Annotated in this window: 19 protein-coding genes; 11 read left to right on the forward strand and 8 right to left on the reverse strand. The window is 61.0% G+C overall.

Annotated features, from left to right (window positions below):
• Positions 1 to 20: 20 nt before the first annotated feature.
• The 3 genes from HV782_RS01155 to betC form a co-directional block, all read right to left on the reverse strand.
• Positions 21 to 1,589 carry a SulP family inorganic anion transporter gene (locus HV782_RS01155; protein ID WP_128615015.1) on the reverse strand — a complete coding sequence of 523 codons (1,569 nt, stop codon included), beginning with the start codon at positions 1,587 to 1,589 and terminating at the stop codon, positions 21 to 23.
• 249 nt (positions 1,590 to 1,838) lie between these two features.
• Positions 1,839 to 2,759, reverse strand: a complete 921-nt coding sequence (gene choX / locus HV782_RS01160; RefSeq protein WP_128615016.1) for a choline ABC transporter substrate-binding protein — start codon at positions 2,757 to 2,759, stop codon at positions 1,839 to 1,841.
• 15 nt (positions 2,760 to 2,774) lie between these two features.
• Positions 2,775 to 4,289 carry a choline-sulfatase gene (betC, locus tag HV782_RS01165; RefSeq protein WP_186746958.1) on the reverse strand — a complete coding sequence of 505 codons (1,515 nt, stop codon included), beginning with the start codon at positions 4,287 to 4,289 and terminating at the stop codon, positions 2,775 to 2,777.
• Positions 4,290 to 4,403: 114 nt separating this feature from the next.
• Here betC and HV782_RS01170 point away from each other — a divergent pair, with 114 nt between their 5' ends.
• Complete coding sequence (locus HV782_RS01170; protein WP_123470139.1) at positions 4,404 to 5,354, forward strand: choline sulfate utilization transcriptional regulator; 951 nt, start codon at positions 4,404 to 4,406, stop codon at positions 5,352 to 5,354.
• 51 nt (positions 5,355 to 5,405) lie between these two features.
• On the opposite strand, the gene HV782_RS01175 is transcribed toward HV782_RS01170, so the two are convergent.
• A complete protein-coding gene (locus HV782_RS01175) occupies positions 5,406 to 6,071 on the reverse strand; it encodes an NAD(P)-dependent oxidoreductase (RefSeq protein ID WP_186746960.1) in 666 nt (221 codons plus the stop codon).
• An 81-nt stretch (positions 6,072 to 6,152) separates the two neighbouring features.
• Here HV782_RS01175 and HV782_RS01180 point away from each other — a divergent pair, with 81 nt between their 5' ends.
• On the forward strand, positions 6,153 to 6,479 hold the full coding sequence (locus HV782_RS01180) for a DOPA 4,5-dioxygenase family protein (protein ID WP_123470143.1): 327 nt from the start codon (positions 6,153 to 6,155) through the stop codon (positions 6,477 to 6,479).
• A gap of 8 nt (positions 6,480 to 6,487) precedes the next feature.
• On the opposite strand, the gene HV782_RS01185 is transcribed toward HV782_RS01180, so the two are convergent.
• Entirely contained in the window at positions 6,488 to 6,895 is a 408-nt protein-coding gene (locus tag HV782_RS01185; protein WP_186746962.1) for a GFA family protein, read from the reverse strand.
• A gap of 323 nt (positions 6,896 to 7,218) precedes the next feature.
• On the opposite strand from HV782_RS01185, the gene HV782_RS01190 reads away from it, so the two are divergent.
• The 9 genes from HV782_RS01190 (at position 7,219) to HV782_RS01230 (ending at position 17,730) form a co-directional block, all read left to right on the forward strand.
• Positions 7,219 to 8,526, forward strand: coding sequence for a CitMHS family transporter (locus tag HV782_RS01190; RefSeq protein ID WP_123470147.1), 1,308 nt, complete (start codon positions 7,219 to 7,221; stop codon positions 8,524 to 8,526).
• Positions 8,527 to 8,596: 70 nt separating this feature from the next.
• Positions 8,597 to 9,364 (forward strand): TerC family protein, encoded by a 768-nt coding sequence (locus HV782_RS01195; protein ID WP_123470149.1) that lies wholly within the window; start codon positions 8,597 to 8,599, stop codon positions 9,362 to 9,364.
• A gap of 429 nt (positions 9,365 to 9,793) precedes the next feature.
• Complete coding sequence (locus HV782_RS01200) at positions 9,794 to 11,452, forward strand: Na/Pi cotransporter family protein (RefSeq protein WP_186746964.1); 1,659 nt, start codon at positions 9,794 to 9,796, stop codon at positions 11,450 to 11,452.
• 177 nt (positions 11,453 to 11,629) lie between these two features.
• Positions 11,630 to 13,018 (forward strand): M16 family metallopeptidase, encoded by a 1,389-nt coding sequence (locus HV782_RS01205; RefSeq protein ID WP_186746966.1) that lies wholly within the window; start codon positions 11,630 to 11,632, stop codon positions 13,016 to 13,018.
• A 120-nt stretch (positions 13,019 to 13,138) separates the two neighbouring features.
• Positions 13,139 to 14,167 (forward strand): DUF5924 family protein, encoded by a 1,029-nt coding sequence (locus HV782_RS01210; protein ID WP_186746968.1) that lies wholly within the window; start codon positions 13,139 to 13,141, stop codon positions 14,165 to 14,167.
• A gap of 54 nt (positions 14,168 to 14,221) precedes the next feature.
• Complete coding sequence (locus HV782_RS01215; RefSeq protein WP_128615022.1) at positions 14,222 to 15,370, forward strand: ABC transporter permease; 1,149 nt, start codon at positions 14,222 to 14,224, stop codon at positions 15,368 to 15,370.
• Positions 15,367 to 16,170 (forward strand): ABC transporter ATP-binding protein, encoded by an 804-nt coding sequence (locus HV782_RS01220; RefSeq protein WP_186746970.1) that lies wholly within the window; start codon positions 15,367 to 15,369, stop codon positions 16,168 to 16,170. The genes HV782_RS01215 and HV782_RS01220 overlap by 4 nt, the downstream gene beginning before the upstream one ends.
• Position 16,171: 1 nt before the next feature.
• Positions 16,172 to 17,110, forward strand: coding sequence for an MlaD family protein (locus HV782_RS01225; protein ID WP_128615024.1), 939 nt, complete (start codon positions 16,172 to 16,174; stop codon positions 17,108 to 17,110).
• Entirely contained in the window at positions 17,107 to 17,730 is a 624-nt protein-coding gene (locus HV782_RS01230; protein WP_186746973.1) for an ABC-type transport auxiliary lipoprotein family protein, read from the forward strand. Before HV782_RS01225 ends, HV782_RS01230 begins: the two co-directional genes overlap by 4 nt.
• Positions 17,731 to 17,850: 120 nt before the next feature.
• On the opposite strand, the gene HV782_RS01235 is transcribed toward HV782_RS01230, so the two are convergent.
• The 3 genes from HV782_RS01235 to HV782_RS01245 all read right to left on the reverse strand — a co-directional run bounded on the left by HV782_RS01235 (position 17,851) and on the right by HV782_RS01245 (position 21,713).
• Entirely contained in the window at positions 17,851 to 19,080 is a 1,230-nt protein-coding gene (locus HV782_RS01235) for a nucleoside recognition domain-containing protein (RefSeq protein ID WP_123470167.1), read from the reverse strand.
• 133 nt (positions 19,081 to 19,213) lie between these two features.
• Positions 19,214 to 20,545 carry a glutamate/aspartate:proton symporter GltP gene (gltP, locus tag HV782_RS01240; RefSeq protein ID WP_128615026.1) on the reverse strand — a complete coding sequence of 444 codons (1,332 nt, stop codon included), beginning with the start codon at positions 20,543 to 20,545 and terminating at the stop codon, positions 19,214 to 19,216.
• Positions 20,546 to 21,248: 703 nt separating this feature from the next.
• The gene (locus HV782_RS01245) at positions 21,249 to 21,713 is read right to left on the reverse strand and encodes an inhibitor of vertebrate lysozyme family protein (protein ID WP_186746975.1); all 465 of its coding nucleotides are present in this window, start codon (positions 21,711 to 21,713) and stop codon (positions 21,249 to 21,251) included.

The raw sequence follows: 21,713 nt of genomic DNA on the forward strand, positions 1-21,713 counted from the left end.
GGCATGCGGTGTTTGTTGGATCAGTCCTCAAACCGGATCGGGCATTTCTCCGGCCCTTCCAGCTTGCGCAACTCCTCCACCACCTGTGGCCGTGCCCGGCGCAGGGTCAGGCTGCGATTCTGGTGCAGCAGGCGCCGCGCTTCCTGATGCAGCATCTCCACGCCGGAATAGTCGATGAAGTTGATGTGCTGCGCATCAATCACCACCCGCGTGCCGTGCAGCCTTTGCAGGCGCACTTGCAGGTAATGGCTGGCGCCGAAGAAGATCGAGCCACCGACCCGCAGCACATCGTCTTCACCGTCGCGCCAATGCTGGACCCGCGGTTGCGAGGTGCGCTTGAGGTAGAAGAACAGCGACGCCAGCACCCCGGCGTAGATCGCTGTCTGCAATTCCAGCAGCAAGGTCGCGAGGCAGGTCAGCGCCATGACCACGAACTCGGCGTGGCTGACCCGCAGCAACGAGCGGATGCCACGATGATCCACCAGCCCCCAGGCGATCAACAGAATGCTCCCGGCCATGGCGGGAATCGGAATGTGCGAAATCAGTCCGGCGCCGAAAATCGCGAACAATGCTACCCAGATTGCCGAAAATACCCCGGCCAGCGGTGAGCAGGCGCCCGCCTCGTAACTCAGGCCGGAACGGGTGAAGGAGCCGGCGGACAACGATCCGGAAAAGAACGCGCCGACGATATTCGATAAACCCTGCGCACGCACTTCCTGATTGGCATCGAGCAGTTGCTGCGAACGTGCAGCAATCGAGCGGGCGATCGACAGACTGGTGACCAGTGCGAGCATGCCCACTGCCACCGCGCTCGGCAGCAAGCGCAGAATCAGATCCAGATCCAGCGGCAACCCACTGAACGGCGGCAAGCGTCCGACAAAGGTGCTGACCAGATGCACATGGCCGAACATCGACGGCCACAGCCACACGACTGCACTGCCCAGCACCAAAGTTATCAACAGGGTCGGCCAGCGTGGCAGCAGTTGTTTGAGCACGAAACCGACCAGCACCGTCGCCACACCCAATGCCAATGAGGGTTTATCCACAGCCCGCAGGTGTTGCAGCAGGTCCATCAGGCTGGCCAGTGCCGTGGCTTTCGCCGGCAGGTCCAGCCCGAGCAGGTTGGGCAATTGGCCGATCGCAATCACCACCGCCGCGCCGAGGGTGAACCCCAGCACCACGGAATGCGACACGAAATTCACCAAAGCGCCGAAGCGCAGCAAGCCCAGCAGCCACTGGAAGATGCCGGCAAGAAAGGTCAGCAACAGGATCAGCGTGATGTAGTCCTGCGACGCGGGGACGGCCAGTGGACTGACACTGGCATACAACACAATCGAAATCGCTGCCGTCGGGCCACAGATCAGATGCCACGACGAACCCCACAGGCAGGCGATCATCACCGGGATGATCGCGGCATAGAGGCCGTACTCCGGCGGCAGGCCGGCAATCAGCGCGTAGGCGATCGACTGGGGTAACGCGAGAATCGCTCCGCTGAGGCCGACGATCAGATCCCGTCCGACGCTGGCGCGGGTTTGTCGCGGCAACCAGGTGAGGAAGGGGAAGAGAGAGTGGCGGCTGGGGAAGGCCATGGATCCTCGCGGTTGGGGTTTTGTTCAAGGTTATCAGGGTGTCAGGGGAAAGGCCCCTCACACCGGCCCTCTCCCGGAGGGAGAGGGCCGGGGTGTTTGTCAGAGATTCACCGACCTGCGATTTCAGAGTTGAACACAAGTTTTGAATCCAACAGATATCGGCTCCCTGCCCCCTCGCCCCCTTGGGGGAGAGGGCTGGGGTAAGGGGGGAAAAATCCCAAGCCGATCACTCATCCACTAATCCCACAATCAAAGCTTTGCCTTGACCGCCGCCAACGCGTCCTTCCCATCGACGGTCTTCACCCCCTCCAGCCATTTATCCAGCACCGCCGGATTGGCCTTGATCCAGGCCTTGGCGGCGTCGGCATTGCTGACCTTCTTGTTCACCACCTCAGCCATGATGCTGTTCTCCATCTCCTGAGTGAACGACAGATTGGTCAGCAATTTACCCACGTTCGGACACGCGTCGGCGTAACCCTTGCGCGTCAGTGTGTACACGCTGCCGGTATCGCCAAAGTATTTTTCGCCGCCCTTCAGATAATGCATTTTCAACTGCACGTTCATCGGGTGCGGTGTCCAGCCGAGGAAGGTGACGAATTTCTGTTTCTTCACTGCGCGCGACACTTCGGCGAGCATCGCCTGTTCGCTGGATTCAATCAGCTTCCACTGGCCCATGTCGAAATCGTTTTTCTTGATGATTTCCTGCAGTGAAATGTTCGCCGGGGCGCCCGAGCCGATGCCGTAGATCTTGCGATCGAACTTGTCGGCGTATTTATTCAGGTCGGCAAAGTTATGCACACCGGCGTCCCACACGTAATCCGGCACCGCCAGGGTAAATTCCGTACCGTCGAGGTTCTTCGCCAGTTGCGTGACATCGCCAGGGGCGACGAATTTGTCGTAAAAGCCCTGTTGCGCCGGCATCCAGTTGCCGAGAAACACATCGACCTGACCGTCCTTCAACCCGCCGAAGGTGATCGGTACCGCGAGGGTATCGACCTTGGCCTTGTAGCCCATGCCATCCAGCAGAAACCCGGTGATGGCGTTGGTGGCGGCAATGTCGCTCCAGCCCGGGTCGGCCATTTTCACGGTGTCGCAGCTTTGTTCGGCGAATGCCGATGCGCTGCTCAGCGCTATCAGGCCGACCGTCACTACTGTGGATAACTTGCGCATGGAATTCCCCTTACATTATTGGTTTTGGCAGGGTTGTGGATAACGGGCCTTGCGCTCCAGGTCATCGAGGTCGATGTGGTTGCGCATGTACTGCTGACTGGCGTCCACCAGCGGCTGGTGATCCCAGCTCTTCAGTTTGCCGATGGTCAGGGCATCGGCAACAAAACGACGGCGGCGCTGGCTGGCGAGTACAGCGCGGTGAATCGCCGGAATGTCCCACTTGGCCCGCGCTTGCGCGAGAAAATCGTCGAAAAGCGGGCGATGTTGCGGCGACTGGCTGAGTTCTTCGAGTTCATGCGGATCGTTGTGTACGTCGAAGAGTAGGCACGGGTCGCTTTCACTGTAGATAAATTTGTACGCGCCGCGCCGGATCATCATCAGCGGGCTGACCGTGCCTTCAGCCATGTATTCGCCGAACACTTCGTCATGCCCGCCCTGCCCTTGCAGATGCGCCAGCAGCGAGCGGCCGTCCAGCGGCAAGTTCGGCTCCAGGCTGCCTCCGGCCAGTTCGACGAAGGTCGGCAACAGGTCGGCGGTGGACACCGCGGCGCTGACCCGGCCGGCAGCGAATTGCCCCGGAGCGCTGATCAGCAGCGGCACCCGTGCGGCCATTTCGAACCAGTGCATTTTGTACCAGAGCCCCTTCTCGCCAAGCATGTCGCCGTGGTCGCCGGAGAAGACGATGATGGTGTCGTCGATCAGCCCGGTGTCTTCCAGGGTTTGCAGGAGTTTGCCGACGTTGGCGTCGATATAGCTGCAGGCACCGAAGTAGGCACGGCGCGCGTCGCGAATCTTATCCACAGGCAGCGGCTTGTCCCACAGGTCGTAGACCTTGAGCAGGCGCTGCGAATGCGGATCGAGGGCGTGTTGATCCGGGGTGGTCGGCAACGGGATGTCACTGTCGTCGTACAAATCCCAGAACGCCTTGGGAATTGTGTACGGGTCGTGTGGATGTGTCATCGACACGGTCAGGCAGAACGGCTGGTCGCCGTCCTCGCGAATGTGGTCGAACAGGTATTGCTGGGCCTTGAACACCACCTCTTCATCGAAGTCGAGCTGATTGGTGCGCACGCACGGCCCTGCCTGCAGTACCGATGACATGTTGTGATACCAGCTCGGACGCACATCCGGTTCGTCCCAGTTCACCGCCCAGCCGTAGTCGGCCGGGTAGATGTCGCTGGTCAGGCGTTCTTCATAGCCGTGCAATTGATCCGGGCCGCAGAAATGCATCTTGCCCGACAGCGCCGTGCGATAGCCGAGGCGGCGCAGATAGTGGGCGTAGGTCGGAATGTCGGCGGGGAAATCGGCAGCGTTGTCGTAGGCGCCGATCTTGCTCGGCAACTGGCCGCTGACCAGGGTGAAGCGCGACGGAGCGCACAACGGACTGTTGCAGTACGCGGCATCGAACACCACGCCTTGAGCGGCGAGGCGCGAAAGGTTCGGCAATTTGATCGGCGACGGGCCGTAGATTGGCAACATTGGCGCGGCCATTTGATCGGCCATGATGAAAAGAATGTTCTTGCGCTTCATGTGATCGCGGCATTCCATAGTGAATATTTATGCGACATTGCTGCGATCGAGCATGGAGTCCATGCCCTGTCCGGTAAAGCCCGCGCCGGACAATGACTAGGATAAGCACAGCTTATGTATGAAGCCCTCGGCAACCTGTCCCTCGACCTGTTGCGCGCCTTCGAAGCGGCGGCGCGTCATCACAGTTTTACCGCCGCTGCGGTGGAGCTGGGCACCACGCAGCCAGCGATCAGCCAGCAGATCAAGCGTCTGGAAGAACAGCTGGGTGCGCGGCTGTTTGACCGGATCTACCGCGGCATCGAACTGACCGAGGGCGGGACGATCCTGTTCGAGCAGGTTCAGCTCGGTTTGCAGAATATCGACGCAGGATTGAGTGCGATCAGTACGCAACAGCAGCATGAAGTGTTGCAGGTCGCTACCGACTTCGCCTTCGCCGCGTATTGGCTGATGCCACGTTTGCACCGCTTTCATGAAGCCAACCCGCAGGTCGATGTCAGCCTGGTCACCAGCGAGCGCAACCACAACATGCTGCGCACCGACATCGACGTGGCGATCCTGTTTGGCGACGGGCGTTTCAAACAGGGCGAAAGCCATTGGCTGTTCAGCGAGGAAGTGTTCCCGGTGTGCAGCCCGCAATTGCTCAAGGAGCGCGCCCTGCCCTTGCCCGCCCAGGCGTTGCTGGAGTTTCCGCTGCTGCACTTGCGCGGGGAAAACAGCAGCAACTGGTTTGACTGGAGCGGGCTGTTCCGTGAACTGGGCATCACCACTCCGCCAGCACCGGGGCAGGTGCGTTTCGACAATTACACCCTGTTGATTCAAGCGGCAATCGGCGGCCAAGGCGTGGCGATCGGCTGGCGCCACCTTGTGGATAACTTGCTGAGCCAGGGTTTGCTCTGTCGGCCGATCGCCGAAACCACCTTGTCGCGGCTGGGTTATTACGTGGTGCTGCCCCAGCGTAAACGGCGCGGGGCGTTGATTCAGCAGTTTGTCGACTGGTTGATGGCCGAGCAGGCCAGCAGCGCCGAATCCCTCAAGGGAATGGCCTTGCCTTCGATTGCGGTTTGAAGATCAAAAGATCGCAGCCTGCGGCAGCTCCTGCCGAAGGCTGCGATCTTTTTACGTATCTGTGGCGGCGACAAAATTCACATGTTCACCCACATGCAGATTCAACCGCAGCTCATCGGCGATCCCCACTGCCACGCGGTTCAGCCGTTCCAGCGGCTCCGCCAGCCCCGGCTCAAGATTGCCGCCCACCTGACTGAAATGCTCGATAGTCAGCCCCGCCACGCCGTGAGGTGCATTCACCAGCGTCCACTGCAGCGGGCTGCTTTGCAGGGCTTCGCGGATTTCTTCGGCGGCGTGGCGTTGCAGTCCGTCGTCCAGCTCCGGCTCGTCGAGGACGGCAAAATTCCCCACCAGAAACAGCCGTGAAACCTTGGCCGCCTGCAGGCCGTCGACCAACGCATCGACCGCCAGCACCTGTTCCACCGGGCCGAGCACCACGGACCTTTCCACATGGTCGCTGCTGAACGGCAGGCCCGGTGCATCCAGCAGACAGATCACCGCCGAGCTGCCGGCTACGCTTTGCGTGACCCGCTCGGCATCGAACAGATCGCCGCTTTTGGTGCGCAGCCCGGGACGTGGCGCGAGTACGTTCAAATCGTCGAGAATCGCGATGACTTCGTGCTGGCGTCGCAGCAATTCAGCCATCAACGCGCCGCCGAGGCTGGCCATGGCACCATAGAGCACCACTTTCACCGTCGGGGTTTCGGCATTTTTCATGGCTGTTTTCCTTGTTGTTGTCCTATATGGCGTGTGACGGTGGAAAACGCCGAGGGTTCGAACCGATTCAGAGGGTTTCAGATGCAAGTCATCAAGGGTTACCACGCCCACGTCTATTTCGACGCCCATACCATCGACCAGGCGCGAGCCCTGTGCGAGCAAGCGGCGCAGTTGTTTGCAGTGACGATGGGCCGCGTCCACGAACGGCCGGTCGGTCCGCACCCGGACTGGAGCTGCCAGTTGGCGTTCGGCCCGGAGCTGATCGGCGAGGTGTTGCCGTGGCTGGCACTGAATCGACAGGGACTGGTGGTGTTCCTGCACCCCGACACGGGCGATGACTTGCTCGACCACACCGAGCACGCGATCTGGATGGGAGCGATCCGCCCGCTGGATTTGTCTGTTTTTTGATCAGCCAGTTAAACCTGCAAGGTTTCTTCAGGCTCGCCCGGCAGTTGCTCGTCCAGATGCAGCCAGGGCAATTGGCTGTCGGTCCAGATATGCCGCTCGGCCGGCGCTGACTCCGGGTGGTCCAGCGTGGCGATGGTCAGGTCGATGCTCTCGGGGCTGAGTTGCGTCACCAGCGCCAGTTGCGCGCCGCAGTGCGGGCAGAAATATCGCGCGCAACTGCCCGACGAGTCGTAGCGCGAAGGTGTCCCGGTCAGCCACTGGAAGTTGGCCGCTGGCACCGTGATCCATGTGGTGACGATCCCGCCGCTGACCTTGCGGCAGATCGAGCAGTGGCAGTGAGCGATGTCCTGCAATGGCCCGCTGAACTGATAGCGGATATGTCCGCAGTGGCAGCCACCGCTGTGCAATTGGCTCATGTCTGTGCCCTCCCGTCCCCGAATTGATTGACTCCAGTCGTATCCGACAGCCGGTTGGCCGTTCGCCCGAAGCTTTCTGCGGCGAAAGGTAGCTGAAAGGTTGCCCGATTAGGATCGCCGCCACTACCGGCAACAGACCGGTTGGCTGCCGTGTGCGATTGCTCGCCCGCCCGGCCCAATTAACAACAACAATGGTGATTCTGATGTCCTCTGTAGCCCGCCTTTTCGCTGTCACTCCGCCCGTACGTCTCGTGCTTCCCGTTCTGCGCTGATCCCGCCCGGTCCGCTCAATCAACTAGCCGCGCTACGCCTGGAGTATTCCCATGCTGACTTTCCTTGGCTTCGCCATGGTCATCACGTTCATGTTCCTGATCATGACCAAGCGCCTGTCCGCGCTGATCGCCCTGATCATCATTCCGATCATCTTCGCTCTGTTCGGCGGTTTCGCGCCGAAGATCGGTCCGATGATGCTCGAAGGTATCACCAAGCTTGCGCCGACCGGCGTGATGCTGATGTTCGCCATTCTGTACTTCGCCCTGATGATCGACTCCGGCCTGTTCGACCCGGCCGTGCGCAAGATCCTCAAACTGGTCAAGGGCGACCCGCTGAAAGTTTCGGTCGGAACCGCCGTACTGGCGCTCGTCGTCTCCCTCGATGGTGACGGCGCGACCACTTACATGATCTGCGTGGCCGCCATGCTGCCACTGTACAGCCGCATCGGCATGAGCCCGCGAATCATGGCCGGCCTGATCATCCTCGCCGGTGGCGTGATGAACATGACCCCTTGGGGTGGCCCGACTGCCCGTGCCGCCAGTGCGCTGCATGTGGATCCGTCGGACATCTTCGTGCCGATGATCCCGGCAATGGCCGCCGGTGTGGTGGCGATCCTGATCATTGCCTACTTCTACGGCAAACGTGAGCGTGCGCGTCTGGGTGAGCTGCACCTGATTGGTGACGAGATCGATCACAGCGAAATCAGTGTGTCGCAGTTCCCGGATGCCCGTCGTCCGAAGCTGATCTGGTTTAACGGCCTGCTGACCCTGGGGCTGATGTGCACCCTGATCGCCGGCCTGCTGCCGCTGCCGGTGCTGTTCATGGTGGCGTTCAGTATCGCGATGATCGTCAACTACCCGTGCCTGCAAATGCAGAAGGACCGCGTCGCGGCTCACGCCGGCAGTGTGCTGTCGGTGGTCAGTCTGATTTTCGCGGCGGGGATCTTCACCGGTATCCTGTCCGGAACCGGGATGGTCGACGCCATGTCGAAAAGTCTGCTGGCAGTGATTCCGGATTTCCTCGGCCCGTACCTGGCGGTGATCACGGCGCTGGTGAGCATGCCGTTCACGTTCTTCATGTCGAACGACGCGTTCTACTACGGCGTGTTGCCGGTGCTCTCCGAAGCGGCCAGCCATTACGGCATCACCGCGGTGGAAATGGCCCGTGCCTCGATCGTCGGTCAGCCCGTCCACTTGTTGAGCCCGTTGGTGCCATCGACTTATCTGTTGGTCGCTTTGGCCGGTATCGAATTCGGTGACCACCAGCGCTTCACCTTGAAGTGGGCAGTTCTGGTCTGCCTGTGCATACTAGTGGCCGCCTTGCTGCTGGGGACGTTCCCGCTGTTCAGCACGTTGTAACGGCATTCACTCACCATGACGCCAGCTGCTTGCTGGCGTCCTGGTTTAACACTCGCTCAAAGGAATACACATGGATTGGCTGACCAACCCCGAAATCTGGGTTGCCTTCTTTACCCTGACCGCCCTCGAAATCGTTCTGGGCATCGATAACATCATCATGATTTCGATCTTGGTCAGCCGCATGCCCAAGCACATGCAGCAGCGCACGCGCATCTTCGGCCTGGGCCTGGCGATGATCACGCGGATCCTGTTGTTGCTGTCGATCACCTGGGTCATGCGCCTGACCGCCGACCTGTTCGTGGTGTTTGGCCAGGGCATTTCCGGGCGCGACCTGATCCTGTTCTTCGGTGGCCTGTTCCTTTTGTGGAAGAGCTCGCAAGAGATGTACCACGCGCTGGAAGGCGAAGACGAAAGCGACGAAACCCCCGGTGGCAAGGGCGGCAACTTCCTGTACACCATCATTCAGATCGCAATCATCGACATCGTGTTCTCGCTGGACTCGGTGATCACCGCTGTCGGCATGGTGTCCCACGTGCCGGTGATGGTCGCGGCGATCGTCGTCGCCGTGCTGGTGATGATGGCCGCCTCGGGCAAGATCAGCGAATTCATCGACAAGCACCCGTCGCTGAAAATGCTCGCGCTGTCGTTCCTGCTGGTGGTGGGTACCGTACTGATCGCCGAGTCGTTCGACGTGCATGTACCGAAGGGCTACGTCTACTTCGCCATGGCGTTCTCGCTGGCCGTTGAAGCGATCAACATCAAGCTGCGCGGCGCGATGGCCAAGAAGAAACAGCAGCAAGATCCAGTGAAACTGCGCAAGGACATTCCGGGGCAGTAACCGGGTAATCCAGACGCAGGCAATACCCCTGTGGGAGCGAGCCTGCTCGCGAAAACGGAGTGTCAGTCGACAACCATGTTGGCTGATCCACCGCTTTCGCGAGTAGGCTCGCTCCCACATTTTTTTGTGCAGCATTCAGGCACCGCGGACCCTGTGGGAGCTGGCTTGCCAGCGATAGCGGAATGTCAGGCGACATCAATGTTGGTTGTGCCGACGCCATCGCTGGCAAGCCAGCTCCCACAGGGGCGGCGTTGATTTAAATGGGAGTGAATGAAGCGCTGTTCATGACACTTTTGTTTCAATCAGCACTTTAGCTGTGCAATGCTGGCGCCCAGACCGTTAGCCAACTACAGCTTAAGTACAAGACGTAGAAACAGCGCGGTACCGTCAACTTGCCCCTCTGGGGCGCTGCGACTACAGGGGGTCTGCATGCTCACCCTGCTCAATCTGCTTTCCGCCGTGGCCTTGTTGATCTGGGGCACGCACATCGTCCGGACCGGCATCCTGCGGGTGTACGGCACCAACCTGCGCCACGTCATTGGTCAAAACATGTCCAAGCGCTGGCTCGCCTTTGTCGCCGGCATCGTCGTCACCTCGATGGTGCAGAGCAGCAACGCCACCGCGATGCTCGTGACGTCTTTCGTTGGCCAGGGCCTGATGGCGCTGACCCCGGCGCTGGCGACCATGCTCGGCGCCGACGTCGGGACCGCGCTGATGGCGCGGGTGCTGACGTTCGATCTGTCGTGGCTGTCGCCGCTGCTGATCTTTCTCGGGGTGATTTTCTTCCTCTCGCGCAAACAGACGCGGCTTGGGCAGATGGGCCGGGTCAGCATCGGTCTGGGGTTGATCATTCTCGCGCTGCAACTGATCGTCGAGGCCGCCGCACCGATCACCCACGCCCAAGGGGTGAAAGTGATTTTCGCCTCGCTCACCGGCGACATCCTCCTCGACGCCCTGGTCGGCGCCTTGTTCGCGATGATTTCCTACTCCAGCCTCGCCGCCGTGCTGCTGACCGCGACCCTTGCTGGCGCCAGCGTGATCAGCCTGCCGGTGGCGATCGGCCTGGTGATCGGTGCCAACATCGGCAGCGGCATTCTGGCGTTCATGAGCACCAGCATGCAGAACGCCGCCGGCCGGCAAGTGGCGCTGGGCAGCCTGCTGTACAAACTGATCGGCCTGCTGCTGATCATTCCGGTGCTCGATCCGCTGGTGCACTGGATGGACGGGCTGGATTTCAGCCCGCAGGAAATGGTCATTGGCTTCCATCTGCTCTACAACACCGCGCGGTGCCTGATTCTGCTGCCGTCGGTGGCGCCAATGGCGCGACTCTGCGCATGGCTGCTGCCTGAGCGGCCGGAGGTCAACGGCACGGCCAGGCCACGCCATCTCGACGCCACCGCGTTGTCGACGCCGAGTCTGGCCCTGGCCAATGCCGCGCGGGAAACCCTGCGCATGGGTGATCTGCTGGAAAACATGCTCGACGCCACTCTCGCCGTGTTGCGCGGCAAGCAAACGGCGGTCACTCAGGAAATCCGCTCGTTGAGCGATGACATCGAGTCGCTTTACAGCGCGATCAAACTGTATCTCGCGCAAATGCCCCGCGAAGACCTTGGTGAGCAAGACAGCCGGCGCTGGGCCGAGATCATCGAACTGGCGATCAACCTGAAACTGGCCAGTGATCTGATCGAACGCATGCTGCGCAAGATTCAGCAGCAGAAGACCTCACAGCGGCGTTCGTTTTCCGAAGAGGGGCTGGAGGACCTGACCGGTCTGCAACAGCAATTGACCGCCAACCTGCGCCTGGGCCTGTCGGTGTTTCTCAGCAGCGACAAGGAAAGCGCCCGCCAGTTGTTGCGCGAGAAACGTCGCTTTCGTGCACAGGAACGGCGTCTGGCCCATGCCCATGTCAGCCGTTTGCAACGTAAGATCGTGCAGAGTCTGGAAACCAGTTCATTGCACCTGGAGCTGATTGCGGATATGAAGCGCTTGAATTCGCTGTTTTGCAGCAGTGCTTACGTGGTGCTGGAAACGACGGATACCGGGGCGCTGGAAGCGGATGATATTGCCGACATTACGCATTCGCCTTGAACGTCTGGGGCTGGGGTCAGTCAGTAACTCAGAGTTCAGCCTCAAGGACGTCTTCGCTGGCAAGCCAGCTCCCGCAGGGTTTTGTGAACGCCGTAAATCCTTGTGGGAGCTGGCTTGCCAGCGATGGGGCCCTGACTGACGACACGGATCTCCAAATCAGCCGTACGGAAGCCTGTTATGCGTTGCCTGTTGTTCGCCTGTCTGTTGCTCGGTTCCCTGCCCGCCTTCGCCGTTGATCGCTTTCAGGTCGAAGGCTATGCGCTGCCCAATGGTTTGCAGCTGTTGCTCAAGCCCGGCACCGAACGCGGGCATGTGGCGATCCGCCTGGTGGTCGGCGTCGGCCTCGACGATTTCGACTGCGATGAAAAAGAGCTGCCGCACCTGCTGGAACACCTGCTGTTCAGTGGCGTCGACGCTACTGGCGAAGGCGGACTGGAAGAGCGCATGCAGGCGCTGGGCGGCGAGTGGAACGCATTCACCAGCAACGCCGACACCACGTTCGTCATCGAAGCCCCGGCGAAGAACCAGCGCAAGGTGCTCGACCTGCTGCTCGGCCTGCTGACTCAGACCCGCATTGACGACAACGCGATCAACGCCGCCAAACGCGTGGTCGAGCGCGAGGACGGCGGCCATTACACGCGTCTGCAGCGTTTTCTCGACCGCCAGGATCTGGGCCACACCGCGAGCAATCAACTGGCGGTGGAACTGGGCCTGAAATGCCCGCAACGTGCGGAAGTCGGTCACCTGACCCAGGCGCAACTGGAGAAGGTGCGCAAGACCTGGTACGCGCCGAACAACATGTCCCTGATCGTCGTCGGCGAGCTCGATAAACTGCTGCCGGCCTATCTGGAGCGCACCTGGGGCGCGCTCGAAGCCGTGGACCCGGCCGAGCACCGTGAGCTGCCGGACATCCGCACCAGTGCGGCCCATGAACGCACGCTCACTCGCGGCTTCATCGGCGACAGTGCCAAGCTGCACTGGCTGGTGCCGGAGCCGGTGCTCGACGATCAGTACGACGAAACCTTCGACATCCTCAAGGACTACCTCGACTGGGCGCTGTACCGGCAGATCCGCCTGAACCACGGTTTGTCCTACGGGCCATGGGCCGAGCGTGAGGTGTTTGGCGGGGTCGGTTTCATGAGTCTCAATGCCGACGTGGATCGCGATGACCTTGCCGAAGCGCAACAGGTGCTGGAAGACCTGAAGGCCGACTTGCTGAAAAACGGCCTCGACCCCGACACCTTCGCCCGGATCAAACAGGCCGCCATCGCCCATCAGGCCTGGGCCGTGCAAGGCAACAGCGCGATGGCTGATTATTACTGGAGCGCGCTGGGCGACTACGAGGACGGGCGCTTTGCCAACCCCGCCCGCGAGCTGCAAGGCGTGACGCTGGAAACGGCAAACAAGGCCATGCGCGAATTGCTGTTGCAGCCGGGGTATCTGCGGATCGAGAAGCCGTTGATCAGTGATGATGAGGCGCTGTGGCTGATTGCCGGCGGTCTCGGCCTGGTGTTGCTGGGGCTGATTGGCTGGCGCCTGCACCGCCGAAAATCCGCCGGACACTGAACCTGTAGGCTCACGCCTACAGGGGAATGAGTTGTGTTCTGGTGACCACCAACCTCGCCACAGACGCCTGCGGACGGTACTCTGTCGGGGTTTTTTCCTCTCCAGCCGTGAACTGCCCACATGCCAAAAATCCCCGACCTGATCCAGCGCATTCTCGAACTGATGAAGCGCTATCCCGGGGTCATTGCGCTTGGCGGTTTCATCTCCGGGGTCGGCAGTTTCATTCTGGTCGATCGCCAGCAGGGGCTGGCGAGCTGGATCACCATCATCATGCTGCTGAGCTGGATCTGGCTGATGCTGGAAAACACCCTGACCGGGCTGTTCACGCGGATCTTCAAGCGGGAAATTCCGCAACCGCTGCTGCGCTACGCAACGCAGATGATCCACCAGGAAAGCCTGTTTTTCGTCCTGCCGTTCTTCTTCATCACCACCACCTGGAACAGCGGCCAACTGATCTTCACCGGCCTGCTGTGCATCGCCGCGCTGATTTCGATTGTCGATCCGCTCTATTACAAATGGCTGGCGCCACGACGCTGGGCGTTTCTCGCGCTGCACACCCTGACCCTGTTCGCTGCCCTGCTCACCGCCCTGCCGGTGATCATGCACCTGACCACCGCGCAGAGTTTCAAATGGGCGCTGGGCACGGCGGTGGTGTTGTCGTTCCCGAGTCTGGCGTCGATCTTCCCGATCCGCACCGTGCGCAACGCGCTGGCCATTCTGTGCATCACTTTCGGCATCGGCGCGGTCGGCTGGACGCTACGCTCGTGGGTGCCGCCGGCGACGCTGTGGATGACCGACGTGGCGATCAGCACTCAGTTGCAGGACCGCACCCCCGGCGCCAGCCTCGACGAGGTCAGCGCCGAGCAGATCCGCAACGGCGGCCTCTACGCCTACACCGCGATCAATGCGCCGCGCGGGCTGGATGAGCGGATCTATCACGTGTGGCAGTTCAACGGCCAGGAAGTCGACCGCATTGCCCTCGATATCCACGGCGGGCGCAAGGAAGGCTACCGGGCGTGGACGCACAAGCAGAACTTCCCTGGCAACCCGGCCGGCAAATGGCAGGTGCGGGTGTTGACCGAGGATGGCCAGGTGATTGGCGTATTGCGCTTCGAAGTCACAGACAGCACAGCGACCAAAGAAAAGTAATCCGGTTCGTGCTATTACGTTAGTTCGCTCAACAGACGAACAAGCACGGAGCTTATGACCAGCCGTTCGATCACCGGCAGTGCCCACCTGGACACGTCGATCAGCCCTGCCCGCCTGCGGGTCATCGGAGACTGGACGCTCGCCCATTACGCCGAGCTCAAGCACCTGAGCGAGTCGCTGCGCGGCCAGTACGACGCCAATACTCCGATCGACCTTAATGGCCTTGGCACCCTCGATACCGCCGGTGCCTCGTTGCTGGTGGAGTTGCTCGGTTCCGAGCGCCTGGGCAAGTCCGCCGAACATCCCGATTGCACCTTGTCCTCGGCCGACCGTGCCTTGTTGCAAACCGTTTACTGCTCGCTGACCGATTTCTGTGTACCGATCAAGGAGCCGGAAGTCAGCGTCAGCGTGCAATTGCTCACGCGCATCGGACGTGCCGTGGACACGGTCTGGCAGGACACCCTGCAACTGCTCGGCTTCGTCGGGCTGATTCTGGAAACCATCGCGCGTAACCTGTTTCGGCCCAAACGCTGGCGGATCACGCCGATGATCGCGCACATCGAACAGACCGGCCTCGACGCTGCGCCGATCGTGGCGCTGCTGACCTTTCTGGTCGGTGCGGTGGTGGCCTTTCTCGGCGCGACGGTGCTGGCCAGTTTCGGCGCGACGATCTTTACCGTGGACCTGGTGGGATTCTCCTTCCTGCGCGAATTCGGGGTGTTGCTCACGGCGATCCTGATGGCCGGGCGCACCGCCAGTGCCTTCACCGCGCAAATCGGCTCGATGAAGGCCAACGAAGAAATCGACGCGATCCGCACCCTCGGCCTCGACCCGATGGAACTGTTGGTGGTGCCGCGCGTGCTGGCGATGCTGGTGGCGCTGCCGATGCTGACGTTTCTGGCGATGCTCTGCGGGATCATCGGCGGTGGCGTGGTGTGTGCGGTGTCGTTGGGGATTTCGCCGGCGATGTTCCTTTCGCTGCTGCAAAGCGACATTGGCATCCAGCACTTTCTGGTCGGCTTGGTGAAGGCACCGATTTTCGCTTTCCTGATTGCCGCGATTGGTTGCCTGGAAGGTTTCAAGGTCAGTGGCAGCGCCGAGTCGGTCGGCGCGCACACCACGTCTGCGGTGGTGCAGTCGATTTTCGTGGTGATTGTGCTCGACGCGGTGGCCGCACTGTTCTTCATGGAGATGGGCTGGTGAGTCGTCTACCCCGCGCGCCCTCGGAGGCGGTGATCGAAGTCCGTGGCCTGGGCAATCGCTTCGGTTCGCAAAGCGTGCACGAGCACCTCGATCTGGATTTGTACAAGGGCGAAATCCTTGCCGTGGTTGGCGGCTCGGGGAGTGGCAAGTCGGTGTTGCTGCGCAGCATCGTCGGTTTGCGCCAACCCAGCGAAGGCAACGTGAAAGTGTTCGGCCAGAACTTGCCGAGCCTGTCCGAACACGAGCGCTCGCTGGTCGAACGGCGGTTTGGCGTGCTGTTCCAGAAAGGCGCGTTGTTTTCCTCGCTGACGGTGACCGAGAACGTCGCCCTGCCCCTCATCGAACATGCAGGCCTGAGCCGCGACGATGCCGAACACCTGGCGGCGGTGAAACTGGCGTTGGCCGGGCTGCCGCTGTCGGCGGCGGACAAATACCCGGCCTCGCTGTCCGGCGGCATGATCAAACGCGCCGCGCTGGCCCGGGCGCTGGCGCTGGATCCGGACATTCTGTTTCTCGATGAACCCACCGCTGGTCTTGATCCGATTGGTGCGGCGCAATTCGATCAATTGATCCTGACCCTGCGCGATGCGCTCGGCCTCAGCGTGTTTCTGGTCACTCACGACCTCGACACGCTTTACACCATCACCGACCGCGTGGCGGTGCTGGCGCAGAAGAAAGTGCTGGTCGCCGGCCCCATCGACGTCGTCTCGGAAACCGACGACGCGTGGATTCACGAATACTTCCACGGCCCGCGCGGCCGCTCGGCGCTGGACGCCGCCAAACTGCTCAACGAGGTCTGACATGGAAACCCGAGCCCATCATGTGTTGATCGGCCTGTTCACCGTGATAGTGGTGGCTGGCGCCCTGCTCTTCGGTCTGTTCCTGGCCAAGTCCAGTGTCGACACCGAGTTCAAGGATTACGAGATTGTCTTCAGCGAGGCGGTCAGCGGGCTGTCCAAGGGCAGCCCGGTGCAGTACAGCGGGATCAAGGTCGGCGATGTGATCAATCTGCGCCTTGATCCCAAAGATCCACGGCGCGTGCTGGCGCGGATTCGTCTGGGCGGCGACACGCCGGTCAAGGAGGACACCCAGGCCAAACTGGCGCTGGCCGGGATCACCGGTACGTCGATCATCCAGCTCAGCGGCGGCACACCGGAGAGCCCGAAGCTGCGTGGCCATGACGGCAACCTGCCGACCATCGTTGCGTCGCCCTCGCCTATTTCGCGGCTGCTCAATGACAGTAACGATTTGATGAGCGGCATCACCGCGCTGCTGAGCAATGCCAATCAGATGTTTTCCCCGGAGAACGTCGAGCGCGTCAGCAACACCCTGGCCCATCTGGAGCAGACCACCGGCTCGATCAACGATCAGCGCGGCGACCTGCGCCAGGCCATGCAGCAACTGGCGAGTGTCGGCAAACAGGCCAGCAACATGCTCGAGCAGACGTCGCTTCTGATGCGCAACGCCAATGGCCTGCTCAACGATCAGGGCAAACAGGCGCTCGGCAGTGCCGAGCAGGCGATGAAGTCGCTGGAACAGAGCAGCGCGACGATCAACACGTTGCTGAGCAAGAACGAAAATTCCCTCGACAACGGCATGCAGGGCCTCAATGGCCTGGCCCCGGCCATCCGCGAACTGCGCGAGACGCTGACCTCGCTGCGCGCCATTTCCCAACGCCTTGAAGCCAACCCCAGCGGTTACTTGCTGGGCCGTGACAAGAACAAGGAATTCACGCCATGAAGCTGACTCACTTCGCCCTCCTCGCCGGTTTCTCGCTGCTCGGCGCGTGCTCGATCCTGCCTCAGGCCGATCCGTCGGACGTGTATCGCCTGCCACCGGCCCAGGCGCCCGCCTCGGCCAGCTCAGCCGCCGCTCAGTCCTGGTCGCTGCGACTGAACAAGCTGCAGGCCAGCGAGGCGTTGAACCGGCCGACCATTGCAGTGATTCCGCAGGGTGATGTGATCAGCAGCTACAAAGGCTCGCGCTGGAGCGATCCGGCACCGGTGCTGGTGCGCAATCGACTGCTCGATGGCTTTGTGCGTGATGGCCGGGTGACGTTGCTGAGTACCGATGACAGCAACTTTGCGGCGGATCTGGAGCTGGGCGGCAGTTTGCAGGCGTTTCAGACCGAGTATCAGGGCAGTCAGGCCAGCGCTGTGGTGCGGGTCGATGCGTTGCTGGTGCGTGGCTATGACCAGAAGATTCTCGCCAGCCGCCGCTTTGAAGAGCGTCAGCCGCTGAGCGATGTGCAGGTGCCAGCGGTGGTTGCGGGGTTTGGCCAGGCCAGTGATCGGCTGACCGCCAAAGTCGTGGCTTGGGCTGTAGACCAAGGCCAAAAACTCGCCCCCCCAAAACCTTAAGCCCGACACACAACCCCTGTGGGAGCGAGCTTGCTCGCGAATGCGTCCGGTCAGTCAACATCATCGCTGAATGACCCACCGCATTCGCGAGCAAGCTCGCTCCCACAATGGGATTAGTGGTTAGCCGAAGAACCAGTAGCAGACGCCAATCGCGCCCAGTACCCCGGCCAGCTCAGCCAGCAACGCACACCCCACCGCATGCCGCGCCCGCTGAATCCCCACCGCGCCGAAATACACTGCCAGCACATAGAACGTGGTCTCGGTACTGCCCTGCACCGTCGCCGCTACCAGCGCCGGGAAGCTGTCGACCCCTGAAGTCTTCATGGTCTCGATCAGCATCGCCCGTGCGGCGCTACCGGAAAACGGTTTGACCATCGCCGTCGGCAACGCGTCGACAAACCGCGTGTCCCAGCCGGCCCACTCGACCAGATGGCGGATACCATCCAGACCGAAGTCCAGCGCCCCGGAAGCACGCAGTACGCCGACCGCGCAGAGCATCGCCACCAGATAGGGCAGCAGGTTCTTGGCGACATCGAAGCCCTCTTTTGCGCCTTCGACGAACGCTTCGTAGACCTTCACCTTGCGTAACGCGCCGATCACCAGAAACAACATGATCAGCCCGAATAGCGTCAGGTTGCCGAGGATCGACGACAACCCGGCCAGCGCCGTGGCCGACAGGGTCGCCAGCAATGCCATGAAAGCGCCAAGGATCAGCGCGCCGGGAATCAGATAGGCCAGCACCACCGGGTCCCAGATGCGCAGGCGCTGCATGAACGCCACCGAGAGAAAACCGACGATGGTCGAGCAACTGGTCGCCAGCAGGATCGGCAGGAACACCAGGGTAGGGTCCGGCGCGCCTTGCTGGGCGCGGTACATGAAGATCGTCACCGGCAGCAGGGTCAGGGACGACGCGTTGAGCACCAGGAACAGGATTTGCGCGTTGCTGGCGATGGTGGCGCTGGGGTTGAGTTCCTGCAGCGCCTTCATGGCTTTGAGGCCGATCGGCGTGGCCGCATTATCCAGCCCGAGGCCATTGGCAGCGAAGTTCAGGGTGATCAGGCCGAGGGCAGGGTGACCGGGCGGGACTTCCGGCATCAGCCGCAGGAACAGCGGCCCGAGGACCTTGGCCAGCCATTCGACGATCCCGGCCTTTTCGGCAATGCGCAGGAAGCCCAGCCACAGGGTCAACGTGCCGAACAGCAGCACCATCACCTCGACCGAGAGCTTGGCCATGGCAAAGATGCTTTCCACCATCGCCGCGAAAATTCCGGCATTGCCGCCGACCAGCCACTGCACCAGCGCAGAGATGGTTGCCACGACGAAGAAGCCAAGCCACAGGCCATTAAGCATCAGTCAAAATCCCCCGGAAGATGCGGCGAATGATAGCGGGGTCGCCAGAAACGACAAACCCCGGATTTCTCCGGGGTTTGTTGGTAAGGCTGGCTCGGTCACTGTGGGAGCCAATCTCCCCAGGGTTCAGCAATCAGTTCTTGGAAATCTCGCCAGCCGGCAGTTTTTCCTTGCTGCGCCAGTGCGGCAGGGAGTTCCAGTAGCGCTGGCCCTTGGCGTCGTCGTACATGCCTTCCCAACGAGCGATCACCAGGACCGCCAGGGCGTTGCCGATCACGTTCAGTGCGGTACGCGCCATGTCCATGATGCGGTCGACACCGGCGATGAAGGCCAGGCCTTCCAGCGGAATACCGACGCTGCCCAGCGTTGCCAGCAGCACCACGAAGGACACGCCCGGTACACCGGCGATGCCTTTGGAGGTGACCATCAGGGTCAGGACCAGCAGCAGTTGCTGGCTGATCGACAGGTCGATGCCGTACAGCTGGGCAATGAAGATGGCGGCGATGGACTGGTACAGGGTCGAACCGTCGAGGTTGAACGAGTAACCGGTCGGCACCACGAAGCTGCAGATGGCTTTCGGTGCGCCGTAGGCTTCCATCTTCTCGATCACCCGTGGCAGCACGGTTTCCGAGGAGGCGGTGGAGTAGGCCAGGACCAGCTCATCCTTGAAGATGCGCATCAGCTTGATCACCGAGAAGCCGAACAACTTGGCGATCAGGCCCAGCACCACGAAGGCGAAGAAGGCGATGGCGACGTAAACCAGGATCACCAGCTTGGCCAGCGGCAGCAGCGAGGCGAAGCCGAAGTTGGCGACGGTCACCGCGATCAGGGCGAATACGCCGATCGGGGCGTAGTTCATGATCATGTGGGTGACTTTGAACATGCTCTCGGAAACGCCCTGGAACATCTTCACCAGCGGTTCGCGCAGGTCCGACTGCAGGCTCGACAGACCGAGACCGAACAGCACGGAGAAGAAGATGATCGGCAGCATTTCGCCGCGGGCCATGGCCGCGAAGATGTTCGACGGGATCAGGTTGAGGATGGTCTCGATGAACGCGTGTTCATGCTGCACTTCGGCGGCGGTCGCCTGGTACTTGGAGATGTCCACAGTGCCCAGGGTGCTCATGTCGATGCCGGCGCCCGGGTGGAACACGTTCGCCAACACCAGGCCGACGAGAATGGCGATGGTGGTGACGATTTCGAAGTAGATGATCGTCTTCAGGCCGATGCGCCCAAGCTTCTTGGCGTCGCCCACGCCGGCGATGCCGACGATCAGGGACGAGATGACGATCGGGATCACGATCATCTTGATCAGACGGATAAAGATATCGCCTGCCGGTTGCAGGACGTTACTGATCCACCAGGCCTTTTCGGCACTGAAGTGGTTGAGCAACGCACCAATTGCAATCCCTAAAACCAGACCGATGAGGATCTGCCAGGCGAGGCTGAGTTTTGCCTTCTTCATTATCTTTACCCTTACTTGCGTTTGACTCAGGCACATGCAGGAACTGGAACGCTCTTTAGCGGAAAAGTCTGTGCATCTGCCTCCGTATAAGGTGCCCCGAAGCGCGTGTTTACGGCTCTTCGGCAGGCGAAAAAAGGCGCAACTATTCCGATGCAAGGTTGCGCCGTCTAATGCCGTAAACGCCTACCCTATGCCGAATCGGCATGAGCTTTTTTAAATGAAACTGGCGTCCCAACCGGTTCGATTACGACATTTCAGCCGGCATAAGTGCCGTGAACCGGCCATCACAGCGGAGGTTGGTTGTTTTTTGAACGAGTAAAATCGGCGGAAAATTTAGGAAAAAGCCTACATTGCAAGACTAGAAGTCCTACTGTTTAAACGGTCTCTTTCTCGATATACGGTCGCCAGGAAACACCGCGTAATGTTTTTGCGCGCAGTGTCAGCGATAAAAAGGAGGATATGGGCGCTCTGGATCAATGTTTTGCGTGTTGCAAAGCCCAGCGCAAGTCCGTCGAACCACTGAGGCTCGGCGAACCTGCGGCGCAGCTTTTACCCTGACCCGGCCCTCGCGCAGGCACTCCCTGTACCCGTAGGTCACTCCGACCCTGTTGCAGTCAGAACGTCCCGGCCCCTTGGTCATGCGCCGGCCTTCATCGGGTGGGCGCAATCAAGAGCAGCGGGGCGCTGCTCTTATGTTCGAAACCTAATACCAGTTCGGATCTTTCTTCAGGGTTTCCATCAGCAGATCCTGCATGCCTTGGTCGGGTTTGCCGAGGAAGCGGTAGGTGGCATGTCGTGTCGGCGACTTGTCGGCCGGCAATCCTTCGGGCACATCGACGAGCATGGCGTAGGCATCTTTCTTGTCGAAGCTGAACGCGACGATCAAGCGGTGGTTCAGGCATTTATCCGCCGACTCGCAGAGCGGTCCGACCAGATACTGATCGCCATCTTCAGTGACGGCGTTCATCTGCTGGTCCGGCGTGCCGGACAGGTTCATCACCCATTCCGGCAGGCGTTCTTCCTTCATCACCACGCCTTGCCAGGTTTCCCTGTATTGCGGGTCGGAGCCGAGCAGCTCATTGACCCGCGTCTGGCCATCATTGGCCGCCAGCGCCATGGCACTACCGCCCAGAAGCAGGGCGGCTGCCAGTGTCTTTAACGCGCTCAT

The sequence above is a fragment of the Pseudomonas monsensis genome, from assembly GCF_014268495.2.
GTDB classification, from domain to species: Bacteria; Pseudomonadota; Gammaproteobacteria; order Pseudomonadales; family Pseudomonadaceae; genus Aquipseudomonas; species Aquipseudomonas monsensis.

Coding starts and splice junctions, on each gene's coding strand:
- HV782_RS01155 (WP_128615015.1), bottom strand. CDS start 1,589: ATGGCCTTCCCCAGCCGCCACTCTCTCTTCCCCTTCCTCACCTGGTTG.
- choX (WP_128615016.1), bottom strand. CDS start 2,759: ATGCGCAAGTTATCCACAGTAGTGACGGTCGGCCTGATAGCGCTGAGC.
- betC (WP_186746958.1), bottom strand. CDS start 4,289: ATGAAGCGCAAGAACATTCTTTTCATCATGGCCGATCAAATGGCCGCG.
- HV782_RS01170 (WP_123470139.1), top strand. CDS start 4,404: ATGTATGAAGCCCTCGGCAACCTGTCCCTCGACCTGTTGCGCGCCTTC.
- HV782_RS01175 (WP_186746960.1), bottom strand. CDS start 6,071: ATGAAAAATGCCGAAACCCCGACGGTGAAAGTGGTGCTCTATGGTGCC.
- HV782_RS01180 (WP_123470143.1), top strand. CDS start 6,153: ATGCAAGTCATCAAGGGTTACCACGCCCACGTCTATTTCGACGCCCAT.
- HV782_RS01185 (WP_186746962.1), bottom strand. CDS start 6,895: ATGAGCCAATTGCACAGCGGTGGCTGCCACTGCGGACATATCCGCTAT.
- HV782_RS01190 (WP_123470147.1), top strand. CDS start 7,219: ATGCTGACTTTCCTTGGCTTCGCCATGGTCATCACGTTCATGTTCCTG.
- HV782_RS01195 (WP_123470149.1), top strand. CDS start 8,597: ATGGATTGGCTGACCAACCCCGAAATCTGGGTTGCCTTCTTTACCCTG.
- HV782_RS01200 (WP_186746964.1), top strand. CDS start 9,794: ATGCTCACCCTGCTCAATCTGCTTTCCGCCGTGGCCTTGTTGATCTGG.
- HV782_RS01205 (WP_186746966.1), top strand. CDS start 11,630: ATGCGTTGCCTGTTGTTCGCCTGTCTGTTGCTCGGTTCCCTGCCCGCC.
- HV782_RS01210 (WP_186746968.1), top strand. CDS start 13,139: ATGCCAAAAATCCCCGACCTGATCCAGCGCATTCTCGAACTGATGAAG.
- HV782_RS01215 (WP_128615022.1), top strand. CDS start 14,222: ATGACCAGCCGTTCGATCACCGGCAGTGCCCACCTGGACACGTCGATC.
- HV782_RS01225 (WP_128615024.1), top strand. CDS start 16,172: ATGGAAACCCGAGCCCATCATGTGTTGATCGGCCTGTTCACCGTGATA.
- HV782_RS01230 (WP_186746973.1), top strand. CDS start 17,107: ATGAAGCTGACTCACTTCGCCCTCCTCGCCGGTTTCTCGCTGCTCGGC.
- HV782_RS01235 (WP_123470167.1), bottom strand. CDS start 19,080: ATGCTTAATGGCCTGTGGCTTGGCTTCTTCGTCGTGGCAACCATCTCT.
- gltP (WP_128615026.1), bottom strand. CDS start 20,545: ATGAAGAAGGCAAAACTCAGCCTCGCCTGGCAGATCCTCATCGGTCTG.
- HV782_RS01245 (WP_186746975.1), bottom strand. CDS start 21,713: ATGAGCGCGTTAAAGACACTGGCAGCCGCCCTGCTTCTGGGCGGTAGT.